The sequence below is a fragment of the Pandoraea oxalativorans genome (assembly GCF_000972785.3).
GTDB lineage: Bacteria > Pseudomonadota > Gammaproteobacteria > Burkholderiales > Burkholderiaceae > Pandoraea > Pandoraea oxalativorans.
On record NZ_CP011253.3, the window covers coordinates 1,383,415 to 1,400,227 of the forward strand.

Genomic DNA, 16,813 nt, shown 5'->3' on the forward strand with positions numbered 1-16,813 from the left:
CACGACGCTGGCCGTCGCTTTGGCGTGCGCATTTCAGTACGCCCTTTAGTTCGTTCATTAGTACGTTCACTCCAGCATTTCCTGCGCGTTCGCCACCCGGCCACCCGACTGGCGAGTCTGACGGCGCTGGCTTGCGGCCTGTGCGCACCCGGTCTGGCGCAAGCCGACTATCGGGTGCGCGTCGACGCGCCCAAAGAAATCGCCAAGCTCCTGAAGGACAACCTCGACGTCGTGCGCTACGCGTCGCGCGACGACATCGGCGAGGCCCAGTTCGAGCACATCGTGGCCACCATCGGCGAGCAGGTCCAGGAGTTGACGTCGACGGAGGGTTATTTCTCGCCCGTCACCCATGTGGATGTCGCGACCGTCAACGGCAAACGCGATGTCGACATCAAGGTCGAGGCGGGCCCCCGTACGCACATCAAAGACGTCGATCTCAAGTTCACCGGCCCGGTCGCCGAGCAGGATCCGCAGCGCGTCGAGCAACTGCGCAATGCCTGGGAGTTGCCCGCAGACGCCCCGTTTCGCCAGCCCGACTGGGACAAGGCGAAGAACGACACCCTGTTCCAGCTGGGACAGAAGCGTTACCACGCCGCGAAGATGACGTTCTCACGCGCCGTCGTCGACGCCGACAACGACGCCGCCTCGCTCGCCGCGACCTACGAGAGCGGCCCGCCGTTCACGCTCGGGCCGCTGGTGATCACCGGCACGCGCCGCTATCCCGCGCAGATCATCCGCAACGTCAATCCGTTGTCCGAGGGCGAGGCCTTCGACGCCGACCGCTTGCAGGAACTGCAACGCCAGATTCAGGCGACGCCGTACTTTTCCAATGTGATCATTTCGGTGACGGAAGACCCGGCGAAGGCCGAGCTCGCGCCGGTGGAAGTGAAAGTGCGCGAATTCCCCGAGCACCGTGTACAAAGCGGTGTCGGTTATACGACGGACACCGGCGCGAGCATCAACGGGCGCTACTCGTACTACAACCTGTTCGGCAAGGCGTGGACGTTCGATTCGCAAGCGCGTCTCGAACAGTATCGGCAGGGCGGCTACGCCGAAATCGGCATGCCGCCTGACGAGAGCGCGTACACCAACAGCCTGCGCGGGTCGTTCGACCGCACGTATCTGAACGGTCTCGATCAGCGCTCGACGCAGGTCGGCATCAAGCGTGCGCGCTCGCGCGAGCGCTACGACTGGGCGTACACGCTGGACTTCTATCGTACCGACGAGCGTCCGGACGGTGGCGAGCGTTTCCTCAACAAGGCACTCGTACCTGCGTTCTCGTGGAACCGTCGCGACGTCGACGACCTGATCTTTCCGCGCAAGGGCAACATCATCAACACGCAGCTCGGCTTCGCCGCAAAGCCGCTGCTGACCGATCAGAGTTTCGCGCGGCTCTACGGCCGGATTCGCCAGTACTTCCCGGTCGGACAGCGCGATCGCGTACTGGCGCGCCTCGAACTCGGGGCGGTGCTGACGAACGGCAACAGCAACCGGATTCCGTCGTCGCTGCTGTTCTTCGCGGGTGGCACGTCGTCGATTCGCGGCTACACGTATCAGAGCATCGGCCGTCAGCAGAACGGCACGACCTTCCCGACGAAGTACCTCGCGACGGCAAGCCTCGAATATCAGCGCTGGGTCACGCGCGACTGGGGCGGCGCGGTGTTCTGGGACGTGGGCACGGCGACCGACGACTACCGGCATCCCACACCGCTGTATCACGGTGTCGGTTTGGGGGTGCGCTGGCGCAGCCCTGTCGGCCCGGTGAACCTCGATCTCGGATATGGCGTGCATGACCGGCGCTTCCGTCCGTCGATCTCGCTGGGGGTGGCCTTCTGATGATGAAGATGCTGCTCGATACGCTGATGCCGACGACCGCCATGATCCATGTTCGCAGTGTGGGGCAACGGGGGCAGCGGGGCCACGGCGCACCGGACGCCGGACGCGAACCCACGGAACCCGCGGAACCCACTTTAGTGCACCCCGGCGTGCAGGGCACGGACGGTGGTGGTAGCGCGCCGCCGGGTAACGCGTCGACACCACCGCCGCCGCCACGGCGCCGACGCTGGGGACGCGCGCTCGCGGGCATCGTCCTCGCGCTGCTGCTGATCCTCGTACTGGCCATCGGCGCGTTGGTGTGGGCGATGTCGAGCGAGCGCGGCAGCCGCTGGCTATGGCAGACGGCCGTCTCCACGCTCGGCGGTAAGCTCGCTGGCGAATGGCGCAGCGGCAGCGTGTTGCACGGTTTCACGCTCAACGACATGCGCTACGTGGATGGTGCGACCCGCATCACCGTCAGCCGACTCGAAAGCCGCTGGAATCTCGGCCTGAGTCCGCTGCATTTCACCGTCGACAAGCTCCATGCGGGGGATGTGGATCTGGCTTTCGCGCCGTCGCCGCCGTCGAACACGCCAACGACGATGCCGACAAGCCTGCGCCTGCCGTTGGGATTGACGCTGAACGACGTGCGCGTGGCGAAGCTCACGCTGCACTCGCCTGCACTCGTGCTCGAAGACATTCGCGTCGCAGGTCGAAGCGACGGCACGCAGCACACGGTGCAGATCGGGCATCTCGGCACGCCGTATGGCGAAGCGCTGGCCAATCTGCAACTGAACGGGCAGCGGCCGTTTGCACTGAACGGCAACGTTGGATTGCAGGCGAAGGCGGGTGAGATTCCCGTCGCGCTCAAGGCCGATTTGTCCGGCTCGCTCGACGCTCTTGTCGTCGACCTGACGGCAAGCGGCGAGAAGCTGAACGGGACGGCGCACATCGCTGCGTCGCCGTTCGGTCCGGTGCCGCTCTCGCGCGCGCAGATTGCGCTCGATCACGTCAACCCGCGCGATTTCGCACCGGGCGCGCCGCAGGCGGACCTCGCCGTGCAGGCCGACTTGCGGCCGCAACCGGGGGCCAAGGAATTCCGCGTGCTGGGGCCGGTGTCGGTGACCAACGCGAAGCCCGGCGCGATCGATGCAGGTTGGCTACCGGTGGACAGTTTGCGCACGCAAGTGTTGCTGGATGCGACGCGTCAGGCATTCACGGGTATCGAGTTGAAACTCGCAGGTCGCGCCGTGCTGACCGGTAGCGGCGAGTTGCGACGCGAGAAGGTGTCGGTGACGGCAAGCGCACCCGCGCCTGCAACCCCGGCGACGTCTTCCGCAAGCGTAGCCAGTACCGCAAGCGCTGCTGCGGGCGCGAACGACACCACGGCCGATGCCGAAGCGAGCGTCGGCGGCTTCGCTTTCACGATGCGCGACCTCGACCTGCGCGCGCTGTACGGCAAGCTGCCCGCGACGAAGCTGGGCGGCCCGCTCGACGTCAAGCTCGACGCGAACGGCCAGCGCATCGCGCTCGACTGGCGCGACGCGGCCCGCCGAGTCCTCGCCGACGTCGGTCTCGACGCAAAGGGCACCACGATTCATGCGCTGTCGCTCGATGCGGGACACGGCAAGGTCGCCGCGACAGGCGTGCTGGAAAATGGCGACACAGGTGCTTACAAGGCACAGATCAGGCTGACGCGTTTCGATCCTGCCGCCTGGTACGACCTTTACGGTCCGCAAAAGCCTGGGGCAAAGACCCCGGTCGCCAGCGTCACCGGTCTGTTCGATGCACAGGGCGCGTTGCGCCCCGATTTCGGTCTGGCGCTGAAGTTCGCATTGCAGGACAGCGTCTATGCCGACTTGCCGATGAGCGGTGCAGGCACGGTGAAGCTGGCGGGCACGCGCTTGTTGCCGAGCGATGCGAACCTGCTCGTGGCGGGGAACAAGGTCGTCTTGCGCGGCAGCTTCGGTGCGCCCGGCGACAAGATGGCAGTAAACGTCGACGCGCCGTCGCTCGACAAGCTGGGCTTCGGTCTGGCAGGCCGTCTGCAACTGGACGGTCAGGTCTCGGGCACGATGGAGCGTCCAGTGGTTGCCGCAACCCTTGCCGCCGACAACCTCGTGTTCGGCGCGCAAAAGCTGGCGCATCTGGCCGGTAAGGTGGATGTCAGCGGCGGTTTCCCCGGCGTCGCGGGCGACCGTCTGAACGTGACGCTCGATGGGCAGGGCTTCGCCGGCAGCGTCGCGCGACTCGACAAGCTGTCGCTGGCGTTAGCGGGCACGCGCGGTGCGCACACACTGCACCTGAAGGCGGCTGGGAAGTTGCGCGAAGCACCGCTTGACATGAATCTCGACGCTTCGGGGGCCGTGACCAACACCGGCGGCAAGCCGGGGTGGAAGGGCACGATCCAGACGCTCGAAAATCGTGGCGTGCCGAAGCTGGGTCTCGCCTCGCCCTGGCAGATCGAAGCGAGCGCGCAGCGCGTGCATCTCGGTGCGGCGAAGCTTGTGACGGGGGCCGGTGCGCTCTCGCTCGCGAACTTCGATTACGGCGGGGGGCAACTGAAGACAGCGGGCACGATCGACACGCTGGACGTCGCGCAGGTGCTGCGTGTCGTGCATTCGTTCACCGGCGAGGTGCCGCCGATTGCCAGCGACCTCGTGCTCGACGGCAAGTGGAATGTAAGCGCCGGTCAGCGCGCGGACGGCTTCGTGGAAATCGTGCGTCGCAGCGGCGATGTCACGCTGCGTCGCAGTGGCGTGAACGATCACGTCAAGGTGACGGTAACAGGTGTCCCCGGCCTGAGCGCAGAGAAGGGCGGGGTGGGCGCGCGCGTGCCGCTTGGCATCTCCGAGTTGCGCACGCGTATCGATCTGTCGGGGCAGTCGGCGCGCACGACGCTCAAGGCCGTGTCCTCGCTGGTCGGCACGCTCGACGCCGATGTGCAAACCGGACTGCGCGTGCAGGACGGCATTCCGGAGGTACCGGACGATGCGCCGCTCACCGGCCGTATCGCCGTCGCCATTCCGAATCTCTCCAAGTTCGAAGACCTCGCCGGTGCACAGTTCGCCTTCAAGGGCCGAGCCAACTTGCAGGTGGCGCTGGCGGGCACGGTGGCAAAGCCGCGTCCGACCGGGGAACTGACGGCCGACGATCTTTCGGTACAGATGTTCGACACGGGCGTGAGCGTGAAGGACGGCAAGATGCGCATCGCGCTTATGCCGACCGAGATCGTGCTGCGCGACGTGGTCGTGACCGGCGGTGGCGGAGGCACGGCGCGCGCGACGGGCAATATCCGTCTCGACACACCGGAGCCGACGCTCGCTATCACACTCGCCGCGGACAAATTACAGTTGTTCGCCGCACCGGACCGTCAGTTGTCGCTCACGGGCGAGGCCAAGGCCACGGGCAGCGGCGAATCGATGGCCGTGAACGGCAGCTTCACCGTGGACCGCGCGCGTTTCGCGTTGCCGCCCACGACCGCGCCGAAGTTGAGCGACGACGTCGTGGTTGTGCGCGGCGGCGCTCAGGCACGGGCCAAGCCGCTCGATCCGAAGGAGGAGGCGGCGCGCATCAGCGAGAAGCCAGCCAGTCAGTTCTCGCCGCACATCAACGTCGAAGTGAATCTGGGCCGCGACTTCCGCTTCGTGGGCGCCGGCGCCGACCTGCTGTTGCGCGGCAGTATGCGCGTGCAAAGCGATCCCCTCACACCGATGCGCGGCACCGGCACGATCACGGTGGCGGAAGGCACGTACGAAGCGTTTGACCGCAAGCTGGCCATCGAGCGAGGGCAGATCAATTTCGTCGGCCCGCTGGGCAACCCGGACATCTACATTCAGGCGATGCGCCGCAATCAGGAAGTGGCGGCCGGCGTGTTGGTGACGGGCACGGTGCGTCAGCCGCGCGTGACGCTCGTCTCCGAGCCGAATGTGTCCGACGAAGAGAAGCTGTCGTGGCTGATGTTCGGGCATGGGCCGGATGGCGCAGGACTCGGCCAGCGTCAGGCGATGGCGGGGGCGGCTACGGCGCTGCTCGGTGCCACGGGCGGCAAGCGCATCATCAAGGATCTGGGGATCGACGAGTTCAGTATCGGCACCAGCGATTCCGGGCTGGCGGACGACGAGCAGGTCGTCAAGCTCGGCAAGGCGATCTCGGACAACTTCTCGTTGGGATACGAACAAAGTCTGACAAGTGCTGCGAGTATCGTAAAAATCACGTGGCAGGTGTCGCGCCGCTGGCAACTGGCGCTGCGCACCGGTTCGCTGTCCGGCTTCGACGTGCTCTTTAACCGGCGCTTCGACTGATGCAGTGACATCGGTACGTTGGTGATGCGGGCGCGTGGCCGACAACAGAGAAAAGGAGGGTATCGATGAAAACGTCGCTCGATTTCGAACTTGGGGCGCGCGAATCAGGGGCGCGCCGGGGCCTTCGTTGGGGAGTCGCTATGGGATTGCTTGCGAGTCTGTTGGGACTGTTCGGCTGCGATCAGCAGCAAATCGACAAGGTGCGTGAAAAGGCGCGGGACACGTTCAACGCCGTCAAACCGGACGATCTGATGCTGCGCGACCTCAAACCGGGCGTCACGACCGAGGCGCAGGTGCGCGATCAGATGGGCAAGCCGGAGATCGTGTGGGAGAACGACGACGGTTCGCGCCGTCTCGAATATCCGCGCTCCCCGGGCGGGTTGCGGACCTATATGGTCGACATTGCCGCCGACGGCAAGCTGCGCAGCGTGACACAGGCGCTCGCGGCGGAGAATTTCCAGCAGGTGCAGCCGGGCATGTCGCAGGACGACGTGCGACGTCTGCTCGGCAAGCCGACGACGGTCGCGGAATATCGTCTGAAGAAGGAGACGGTGTGGAGTTGGCGCTGGCTCGAGGACGGCGTGAACACGCCGGGCATATTCAACGCCCATTTCGGCCCTGACGGCCGCGTCACGGTGACGTCGCGCTCGCCGGATCCGGCGTCGGAGCGGCCGTGACGGGTGACGCTTCGGGCGGGCTATGCGTCGCGTTCGCCGCAGCGATGACGATGGGATGGCCCGATGTTACCGAGTTGCCTGAGGCGATTGCGTCTGACGACCCGTGCGGCGATCGCGATGCGTCACCATCCGGTCGTGCAAACGCGTGATGATCCGGCTGCCGGTCTTCTCGAACATGAACGGCAGCGCCGCATGGACGAAGCACGCAAGGCATGCGCCGAACAGGGGCAGGGCGAACGACATCGATGTCCCCATATGCTGGAGGTAGTTTTCGCTGACTGAGGCAGGGTGTTGAGTGAAGATTTTCATGGCGAGCATTTTTCTCGGAGAATTTATGAAGTCTACCTGCCGTCGCCGGGTAAAGGCTTCCAAATCATCTCTTGAATAGGGTAGGATTTGGAAAAATTTTCCTCCCAGGTGTCATCGTGGATAAAACCGATCTCGCAATTCTCGAAAATCTGCAATCCGATGCCTCGCGCTCACTCGGAGAGCTGGCCGAAGCGGTGCATCTATCGCCCACGCCTTGCTGGCGGCGGGTGCAGCGTCTGCGCGAAAGCGGCGTGATCACCGGGCAGGTGACGCTGTGCGATCCGCAGCAACTCGACTTGCGCGTCACGGCGTTCGTCTTCATCAAGGCGGCCACGCACAGCGAGGACTGGATGGTCCGTTTCGTCGCGGGCGCACGGGAATTGCCCGAAATCGTCGAAATTCATCGCATGGCGGGCGAGATCGACTATCTGCTCAAGGTCTATCTGCCCGACATTGCAGCCTATGACCGTTTCTACAAAAAGCTCATCCGCGTGGCCGATCTTCAGGACATCAGCGCCAGCTTTTCGATGGAGACGGTGAAGTTCACCACGGCGTTGCCCGTGGACCACTTGCGATAAGCGAGCCCTCCGACGCCCCAAAACAAAACACCCCGAGGCCGAATCGTCGGCGCTCGGGGTGTTTCGCTTTTGGGACTGCGCGTTACTTCACACGCATGCCGGGCTTCGCGCCGTTGTGCGGCTCAAGAATGTAGATGCCCGGTTCGGCCTTCCCGTCGGCGGCCGAAGCGGCGAGCACCATGCCTTCCGACATGCCGAACTTCATCTTGCGCGGCGCGAGGTTAGCGACCATCACCGTCAGCTTGCCCACGAGCACTTCGGGCTGCGGATACGCCGACTTGATGCCGGAGAAGACGTTGCGCGTTTGTGCTTCGCCGACGTCGAGCGTGAGCTGCAGCAACTTGTCCGACCCTTCGACGGCCTTGCAATCGACGATGCGTGCAATGCGCAGATCGATCCTGGCGAAGTCGTCGATGGTGATGATGCCGTCGTCGGCCTTCTCGGATGCTTTGTCAGCCTTCTCCGATTTTTCGGACTTCGCCGCCTTGTCCTTGCCCTTCGCTGCTGCGGCGTCGGCCGCCGGGGCCGTCGCTTGCAGCGAGTCGCGGTTGGCGGCGAGCAGCGCTTCGACCTGCTTGCCTTCGACGCGCGTCATCAGATGCTTGTACGCGTTGATGGCGGCATCGGCGGTGAGCGGACGGTTCACGTCCTGCCACGTCTGCGGGGCGATGTTCAGGAACTGCTCCACCGCTTGCGACGTCGTCGGCAGCACCGGCTTGAGGTACAGCGTCAGCAAGCGGAACGCTTCCAGACACACCGAGCAAGCCTCGTGCAGCGCCGCAGCCTGTGCCGGGTCCTTGGCCAGATCCCACGGCTTGACCGTATCGACGTAACCGTTGATCGCGTCGGCTTGTTCCATCACCAGACGCAGCGCCTTGCCGAACTCGCGACCTTCGTAATACGCGGCGATCTGCGGGGCAGCGGCGCGCACCTGTGCGAGCAACGGTGCGTTCATGGCGTCCGCCGAGACACGGCCGTCGAAACGCTTGATCAGGAAGCCCGCGGCACGGCTGGCGATGTTTACGTACTTGCCGACCAGATCGCTGTTCACCCGGGCGATGAAGTCATCGAGGTTCAGGTCGAGGTCCTCCATCGTATTGCCGAGCTTGGCGCCGATGTAATAACGCAGCCACTCCGGATTCAGCCCCGTATCGATGAAGCTTTGGGCCGTGATGAACGTGCCGCGCGACTTCGACATCTTCTGGCCGTCCACGGTCAGGAAGCCGTGGGCGTACACGTTGGTCGGCGTGCGATGGCCCGAGAATTCGAGCATCGCCGGCCAGAACAGCGTGTGGAAGTACATGATGTCCTTGCCGATGAAGTGGTACTGCTCGGTCGTGGAACCGGGCTTGACCCATTCGTTGAAGTTCAGACCGCGCTTGGCGCACAGATTCTTGAAGCTGGCGTAGTAGCCGACCGGTGCGTCGAGCCACACATAAAAATACTTGCCCGGCGCGCCCGGAATCTCGAAGCCGAAGTAGGGCGCATCGCGCGAAATGTCCCAGTCTGCGAGCGTCGACTCGCCATCTTCACCGAGCCACTCCTTCATCTTGTTCGCCGCTTCGGGTTGGGCGAGGCCCGACACCCACTTGCGCAGGAACTGCTCGCAGCGCTTGTCCGAGAGCTTGAAGAAGTAGTGCGTCGACGTCTTGCGAATCGGCGTGGCGCCCGAGACGACCGAGTACGGATTGAGCAGGTCGGTCGGCGCGTAGGTCGAGCCGCAGACTTCGCACGAATCGCCGTACTGGTCCTTCGCGCCGCACTTCGGGCATTCGCCCTTGATGAAGCGGTCCGGCAGGAACATCTCCTTGACCGGGTCGTACGCCTGTTCGATGTCGCGCGCCTCGATCAGGCCCTGTTCCTTCAGGGCGAGATAGACGTTTTCGGACAATTCGCGGTTCTCTTCCGAGTCCGTCGAATAGTAGTTGTCGAACGAGATGTTGAAGCTGTCGAAGTCGCGCTTGTGTTCCGTCCACACGCGCTCGATCAGTTGCTTGGGCGTGAGGCCTTCCTTTTCGGCGCGCAGCATGACCGGCGTGCCGTGCGTATCGTCCGCGCCAACGTAGTAGACCTCATGGCCCTGCATTCGCATGAACCGTACCCAGATGTCGGTCTGGATGTATTCCACCAGGTGACCGATGTGAATCTGGCCATTGGCGTACGGCAGTGCGGATGTGACAAGAATGCGGCGGGACATGTGGTTTGACTATGTGGGTTGAGGGGTGCGGGAAAGGACGATTCTAGCAGGCGGGCGCCGCCCGCGCCCAAACGGGCGTCGGAGCAGGGGGGGCGTCGCCCAAAAGCGCGCGGCCAAAAAAAAAGGTTCATCGCGCAATAGCGTGGAGGGATTTGACAAGTTTTCGTACTCTTGATGGCAGGAATTTGCCATCAGGAGTGCGTGGAGATGCTGGATCGCAAGCTGCTGGAGTCGCTGGGAGGCTGGCAGGGCTATGCCGTCGAACGCGTGGAGTGGCCCGAGGGCACAGGGCGCACGCTGTCGATCTATTTGAAGCCAACCGCCAAGGTGATGCTGTGCGAGCAGTGCGGCGCACGATGTCGCCAGGTCCATGAGACCACGGTGCGCCGGGTGCGAGATCTGCCGTTATTTGAGTACCGGGTTGTTCTTCATGTTCCACGCCGGCGCTTGTTGTGTGAGCAATGCGGTGGCCCGCGCCTGGAGCGGCTTACTTGGCTGGGTCGCTACCAGCGGGTGACGGATCGGCTTGCGGCGGCCTGCAGCCAATTGCTGCAATCGAGCAACGTGCAGGCGGTGGCGAGGTTCTTCGAGCTGGGTTGGCATACCGTCAAGACGCTGGACAAGGCCCGGCTCCGAGCGTCAGTGCGCGAACCGGATTGGTCCAGGATCGAGTATTTAGTGATGGACGAGTTCGCCCTGCATAAAGGGCATCGGTACGCGACGGTAGTCGTCGATCCGATCAGCAGGCAGGTGCTGTGGATCGGCCCAGGACGCTCACGCGAGACGGCTCGGGCGTTCTTCGAGCAATTGCCGCGTGGGGTCGCCCAACGCATCAAGGCCGTAGCCATCGACATGACTACGGCCTACGAGTTAGAAATCCAGGCCCACTGCCCACGGGCGGAGATCGTCTATGACTTGTTCCATGTCGTGGCCAAGTACGGACGAGAGGTCATTGATCGGGTGCGCGTGGATCAGGCCAACCAACTGCGCCAGGACCGTCCCGCGCGCCGGGTCATCAAATCGAGCCGCTGGCTGTTATTGCGCAACCGCGACAAGCTAGACCGGCAGCAGGCCGTCCGGCTCGACGAATTGCTGCAAGCCAACCAGCCGCTGCTGACGGTCTATGTCCTGAGGGACGAACTCAAGCGGCTCTGGTTCTACCGAAGACCTGCCTGGGCAAAACAAGCCTGGCACCACTGGTGCGAGCAGGCCGAGCAAAGCGGAATAGCCCCCTTGAACACCTTCGCTCAGCGTCTGAAAGGCTATCTGCATGGCATCCTGGCCAGATGCCGACATCGTCTAAACACCAGCATCGTTGAGGGCATTAACAACACTATCAAGGTCATTAAGCGGCGCGCCTACGGCTACCGAGACCAGGAATACTTCTTCCTCAAAATCCGCGCCGCCTTCCCCGGTAATGCTCAATGAACCAAAAAAAAGCCGGAACGAGGTTCCGGCATAACTAGGCACACGTAACGTCAATAACAAAGAGGAGATGAAAGCGCCCACGGTAGGCACTTCCGAAGGGTCTGAGCGACGGGGCAGGGGATTAGTTCAACCGATGTGCGGATTTTCGATGCTGCGTTGCAGCATGCGGGCGGGCGGAGAGCCATTGGAGGGCAGAAGCGCGCATGCCCGGCGAACCGGGCATGCGTTTGCATGGACTGATCGGATGTCGGTCCGGTGATACTTCGCGACGCGCTTAGCGAGGCGCTTGCTGTTGTTGCTGAGGCGCTTGGAGGAGAATTTCCACGCGACGGTTCTGCGCGCGGCCTTCTGCCGTGGCGTCCGAGGCGACCGGCTGGCTGGAGCCGACGCCCACGCCCTGGAGACGGCGAGCATCGACGCCGCGCGAGGTCAGATACTGAATGACCGCATTGGCACGATTTTGCGAGAGCGGGATATTGATGCGGTCGCCACCGGTGCTGTCGGTATGGCCGATTACGCGGGCCGTGATGCCCGGATTCTGGTTAAGCGAGTTCGCCAGATCGGTGAGCACGGCGGCGAAGTTCGGCTTGATGGCGTACTGGTTCGTGTCGAACGTCACGTCGCTCGGCACGTTGACCTGGAGCTGGCCGTCCGGACGCTCGGAGATCTGGGTGCCGGTGCCGGCCGTGTGACCGCCCAGCGTGTTTTTGATGGACTGCCAGTTGTAGCCCGTGGCCCCGCCGGCGGCTGCGCCAACTGCGGCGCCGATCAGGGTGCCGGTGGTATTGCCTCCGATGAGGTTGCCCAGCCCCGCCCCGACTGCTGCGCCGACGCCGGTGCCGACTGCCGTGTTGGTGCCCTGCTGCGTCTGACATCCGGCCAGCATGGCGGCCGAGACCAGCACGAGCGCGGAAGCGCGCAGAGTGTTCTTATTCATTTGAGGCTCCTTATCGATTAGCTAGCTGTGATGAAACACGCGTAAGCACTTCGTTGAAGCACGCGCGCGCCGCAGGGGTTTTGAGCCTGACGGCGCGACGTCTTTTACAATAGCGCTGAGCTTCAACCGCAGGCAAGGACATCTTGCCGCGACGGCTGGTTCCCCATAACACGCGCGCCTCGAATGCTAGTCGAGAGCGTGCGCCACGGTTGTTACAAGTTGTTAGCGCTACGCCGGGTCGTCCCGGTGCGCCTCGACAGAGCGAGAGACCCTATGGAAGTCGCCCAAATCAATGAAGTGCTGCGTGGTATCGTCGACCCGGATACAGGCTTGGACCTGATCGCCGGCAAGTATGTCAAGCAAGTCGCGGCCGAGCACGGCCACGTCGGTATTCAGATCGAGTTCGGTTATCCCGCCAAAAGCCAGTTCGAAGCGATGCGCACGCGTATTACCGAGGCCATCGGCAAGCTGCCCGGGGTCGAGCGCGTAGCCGTCGAAATCGGCCAGAAGATCGTAGCGCACACCGTACAACGCGGGGTGAAGCTCCTTCCCAATGTCAAGAACATCGTGGCTGTGGCCTCGGGCAAGGGCGGCGTGGGCAAGAGCACCACGGCCGTGAACCTCGCGCTCGCACTGGCGGCCGAAGGCGCGAATGTCGGCATTCTCGATGCTGACATCTACGGCCCGTCGCTGCCGACCCTGCTGGGTATTCACGGCAAGCCGGAATCGAAGGACGGCAAGACCCTCGAACCGATGAACGGTCACGGCTTGCAGGCCAGTTCCATTGGCTTCCTGATCGAGCCGGACAATCCCATGGTCTGGCGCGGCCCGATGGTCACGCAGGCGCTCGAACAACTGCTTAACCAGACCAACTGGCACGACCTCGACTATCTGATCGTCGACATGCCGCCGGGTACGGGCGACATCCAGCTCACGCTCGCACAGAAGGTGCCGGTCACGGGCGCGGTCATCGTGACGACGCCGCAGGATCTGGCGCTGCTCGACGCGCGCAAGGGTCTCAAGATGTTCGAGAAGGTCGGCGTGCCGATTCTGGGGCTGATCGAGAACATGAGTCTGCATATCTGCTCGAACTGCGGGCACGAGGAGCCGATCTTCGGCGTGGGTGGCGGCGAGCGCATGAGCCACGATTTCGATGTCGATCTGCTGGGCAAGCTGCCACTGGAGATGAGCATCCGCGTGCACGCAGACGCCGGTATGCCGAGCGTGGTGGGCGACCCGGACGGCCGTGTGGCCGAGCTGTACAAGGCCATCGCCCGCAAGGTCGCGGTGAAGATTGCGGCGCGCCAGAAGGACATGACGAGCAAATTCCCGTCGATCGTCGTGCAGAACACGTAAGGACGGCATGAAGACGGCCTGAAGGCTGGGTGGGCACGTCACGAAGCCCGTCGGGCCGGGCCGGAAGGCCCGGCGTGGGGCGCTGCGAGTGAAAACATCACCGCACCGCAACATTCGCGTAAAATATGCCCACTTTTTACGTACTCCCCCAATTCAGGCCCACACATGAGCATCAAGTCCGACAAATGGATCCGTCGTATGGCCGAGGAGCACGGCATGATCGAGCCCTTCGAGCCGTCGCAGATCCGGTATTCCCAGGACGGGCAAAAGATCGTCAGCTACGGCACGTCGAGCTACGGCTACGACATTCGCTGTGCGCCTGAATTCAAGGTCTTCACGAACATCAACTCGACGATCGTCGATCCGAAGAACTTCGACGAGAAATCCTTCGTCGACGTCGAGAGCGATGTCTGCATCATTCCGCCGAACTCGTTCGCGCTCGCGCGCACCGTCGAATACTTCCGCATTCCGCGCAGCGTACTGACCGTGTGCCTGGGCAAGTCGACGTATGCCCGCTGCGGCATCATCGTGAACGTAACGCCGTTCGAACCCGAATGGGAGGGCTACGTGACCCTGGAATTCTCGAACACGACGCCGCTGCCGGCCAAGATCTACGCCAACGAAGGCGTGGCTCAGGTGCTGTTCTTCGAATCCGACGAAGTCTGCGAGACGTCGTACAAGGATCGCGGCGGCAAGTATCAGGGACAGCGTGGTGTCACGCTGCCGAAAACCTAGCCTGCCAGGCGCCATACTCGCCGCCGGTGAGCACCCCACACATCGCAATGCCCCAGAGCCACGGCCATGTCGGACCGTGGCTCGTTCTTTTGTCGAAGGAACGCCAATGAAATTCCGTTTTCCGATCGTCATCATCGACGAGGACTTCCGCTCCGAAAACATTTCCGGATCCGGGATTCGTTCTTTGGCGGAGGCTATCGAAGCCGAGGGCATGGAGGTCAACGGCCTCACCAGCTACGGCGACCTGACCTCGTTTGCGCAGCAGGCGAGCCGCGCGTCGAGCTTCATCCTGTCCATCGACGACGACGAGTTCGGCACGTTTTCGAGCGAAGCAGGCGGTGAAGGCGAAGGCGAACTCGCGCTGGCCATCATCAACCTGCGTGCCTTCGTGCAGGAAGTGCGCCGCCGCAATCCGGATATTCCGATTTTCCTGTACGGGGAGACGCGCACGTCGCGCCACATCCCGAACGACATCCTGCGCGAGCTGCACGGCTTCATTCATATGTTCGAAGACACGCCGGAGTTCGTGGCGCGTCACATCATTCGTGAAGCGAAGTCGTACCTCGACTCGCTGCCGCCGCCGTTCTTCCGCTCGCTCACGCACTACGCGGCAGACGGTTCGTACTCGTGGCACTGCCCGGGGCACTCGGGCGGCGTGGCGTTCCTGAAGAGCCCGGTCGGTCAGATGTTCCACCAGTTCTTCGGCGAGAACATGCTGCGTGCCGACGTCTGCAACGCCGTGGAAGAACTCGGCCAGTTGCTCGACCACAACGGTCCGGTGGGCGCGTCCGAGCGCAACGCTGCGCGCATCTTCAACGCGGATCACCTCTTCTTCGTGACGAACGGTACGTCGACGTCGAACAAGATCGTCTGGCACGCCACGGTGGCGCCGGGCGACATCGTCGTCGTCGACCGCAACTGCCACAAATCGATCCTGCACGCGATCACGATGACGGGCGCGGTGCCAGTGTTCCTCACGCCCACGCGCAACCACCTCGGCATCATCGGCCCGATTCCGAAGTCGGAATTCGAGCCGGACGTGATTCGCGCCAAGATCGAAGCCAACCCGTTCGCGCGCGAAGTGCTCGAACGCGACCCGAACGCCAAGCCGCGCATTCTGACGATTACACAAAGCACGTACGACGGTGTGATTTACAACGTCGAAATGATCAAGGACGTGCTGGGTAACAACATCGACACGCTGCACTTCGACGAAGCCTGGTTGCCGCACGCGGCGTTCCACGAGTTCTACCGCGACATGCATGCCATCGGCGAAGGCCGTCCACGCTCGTCGGAAGCGACCATCTACGCTACGCACTCCACGCACAAGCTGCTCGCCGGGATTTCGCAGGCGTCGCAGATCGTGGTGCAGGATTCGGAAGCGCGCACGTTCGATACGTACCGTTTCAACGAAGCGTATCTGATGCACACGTCGACCTCGCCGCAGTACGCGATCATCGCGTCGTGCGACGTGGCCGCCGCCATGATGGAGCCGCCGGGCGGCACGGCGCTGGTCGAAGAGTCGATTGTCGAAGCGCTCGATTTCCGCCGTGCCATGCGCAAGGTGGACCTGGAGTACGGCGATTCGTGGTGGTTCTCGGTCTGGGGTCCGGAGAATCTGGGCGACGAGGGCCCGATCCAGCGCGAGGACTGGGTGCTGCGCTCGAACGACCGCTGGCACGGCTTCGGCGATCTGGCCGACGGTTTCAACATGCTCGACCCGATCAAGGCGACGATCATCACGCCGGGGCTGGACGTGGGCGGCGAGTTCGGCGAGAGCGGCATTCCGGCCGCCATCGTCACGAAGTATCTGGCCGAGCACGGCATCATCGTGGAGAAGACCGGCCTGTACTCGTTCTTCATCATGTTCACGATCGGCATTACCAAGGGCCGTTGGAACTCGATGCTGACCGAGTTGCAACAGTTCAAGGACGACTACGATCACAACCGTCCGCTGTGGCGTGTACTGCCGGAGTTCGTCGCGCAGTTCCCGCGTTACGAGCGCATTGGTCTGCGCGACCTGTGCGATCAGATCCACAGCGTGTACAAGGCGAACGACGTGGCGCGCGTGACGACCGAGATGTACCTCTCGGACATGCAACCTGCGATGAAGCCGACGGACGCCTTCGCGAAGCTGGCGCACCGCCAGATCGACCGGGTGCCTATCGACGATCTCGAAGGCCGTGTCACGAGCGTGCTGCTCACGCCGTATCCGCCGGGCATTCCGCTGTTGATCCCGGGCGAGCGCTTTAACGCCGCGATCATCGAATACCTGCGTTTTGCGCGCGACTTCAACGAGCGCTTCCCTGGCTTCCATACCGACATTCACGGTCTGGTGGTCGAGGAGGTCGACGGCCGTCCCGAGTACTTCGTGGACTGCGTGCGACAGTAAGCGCATTCGCCATGCGGCGATGCGCTGACTCGCCGACTCGCTGCGAAGCGAGTCCGGCGCGGCCCGAAAATCCGGCCGACAAACA

Annotated in this window: 11 protein-coding genes; 8 read left to right on the forward strand and 3 right to left on the reverse strand. The window is 63.4% G+C overall.

The features are described 5' to 3' along the window. Positions 1-81: 81 nt before the first annotated feature. The 3 genes from MB84_RS06345 (at position 82) to bamE (ending at position 6,796) form a co-directional block, all read left to right on the forward strand. On the forward strand, positions 82-1,836 hold the full coding sequence (locus MB84_RS06345) for an autotransporter assembly complex protein TamA (RefSeq protein WP_084010008.1): 1,755 nt from the start codon (positions 82-84) through the stop codon (positions 1,834-1,836). Beyond that, positions 1,836-6,119: a translocation/assembly module TamB domain-containing protein gene (locus tag MB84_RS06350; protein WP_052653015.1), complete on the forward strand. Its 4,284-nt coding sequence runs from the start codon at positions 1,836-1,838 to the stop codon at positions 6,117-6,119. Before MB84_RS06345 ends, MB84_RS06350 begins: the two co-directional genes overlap by 1 nt. Before the next feature lie 140 nt (positions 6,120-6,259). Next, entirely contained in the window at positions 6,260-6,796 is a 537-nt protein-coding gene (bamE, locus tag MB84_RS06355) for an outer membrane protein assembly factor BamE domain-containing protein (protein WP_046291159.1), read from the forward strand. A 66-nt stretch (positions 6,797-6,862) separates the two neighbouring features. Here the strand turns inward: bamE and MB84_RS06360 are convergent, their stop codons facing one another. Continuing rightward, positions 6,863-7,105, reverse strand: a complete 243-nt coding sequence (locus tag MB84_RS06360; RefSeq protein ID WP_046293487.1) for a DUF6356 family protein — start codon at positions 7,103-7,105, stop codon at positions 6,863-6,865. Between the two features lie 116 nt (positions 7,106-7,221). On the opposite strand from MB84_RS06360, the gene MB84_RS06365 reads away from it, so the two are divergent. Beyond that, on the forward strand, positions 7,222-7,683 hold the full coding sequence (locus tag MB84_RS06365; protein ID WP_039403921.1) for an Lrp/AsnC family transcriptional regulator: 462 nt from the start codon (positions 7,222-7,224) through the stop codon (positions 7,681-7,683). A gap of 82 nt (positions 7,684-7,765) precedes the next feature. On the opposite strand, the gene metG is transcribed toward MB84_RS06365, so the two are convergent. Then, positions 7,766-9,880: a methionine--tRNA ligase gene (metG, locus tag MB84_RS06370; protein ID WP_046291160.1), complete on the reverse strand. Its 2,115-nt coding sequence runs from the start codon at positions 9,878-9,880 to the stop codon at positions 7,766-7,768. Between the two features lie 207 nt (positions 9,881-10,087). On the opposite strand from metG, the gene MB84_RS06375 reads away from it, so the two are divergent. Beyond that, complete coding sequence (locus MB84_RS06375; RefSeq protein ID WP_046291161.1) at positions 10,088-11,308, forward strand: ISL3 family transposase; 1,221 nt, start codon at positions 10,088-10,090, stop codon at positions 11,306-11,308. A gap of 274 nt (positions 11,309-11,582) precedes the next feature. On the opposite strand, the gene MB84_RS06380 is transcribed toward MB84_RS06375, so the two are convergent. Then, complete coding sequence (locus MB84_RS06380; RefSeq protein WP_046291162.1) at positions 11,583-12,245, reverse strand: YiaD family glycine zipper/OmpA-like lipoprotein; 663 nt, start codon at positions 12,243-12,245, stop codon at positions 11,583-11,585. Positions 12,246-12,518: 273 nt separating this feature from the next. Here MB84_RS06380 and apbC point away from each other — a divergent pair, with 273 nt between their 5' ends. From apbC to MB84_RS06395, 3 genes are all read left to right on the forward strand, one after another. Next, the gene (apbC, locus tag MB84_RS06385) at positions 12,519-13,601 is read left to right on the forward strand and encodes an iron-sulfur cluster carrier protein ApbC (RefSeq protein WP_046291163.1); all 1,083 of its coding nucleotides are present in this window, start codon (positions 12,519-12,521) and stop codon (positions 13,599-13,601) included. Between the two features lie 165 nt (positions 13,602-13,766). Continuing rightward, the gene (gene dcd, locus MB84_RS06390) at positions 13,767-14,336 is read left to right on the forward strand and encodes a dCTP deaminase (protein ID WP_039373928.1); all 570 of its coding nucleotides are present in this window, start codon (positions 13,767-13,769) and stop codon (positions 14,334-14,336) included. Between the two features lie 106 nt (positions 14,337-14,442). Further along, on the forward strand, positions 14,443-16,728 hold the full coding sequence (locus tag MB84_RS06395) for an arginine/lysine/ornithine decarboxylase (protein WP_046291164.1): 2,286 nt from the start codon (positions 14,443-14,445) through the stop codon (positions 16,726-16,728). The last annotated feature ends 85 nt before the right edge of the window (positions 16,729-16,813 follow it).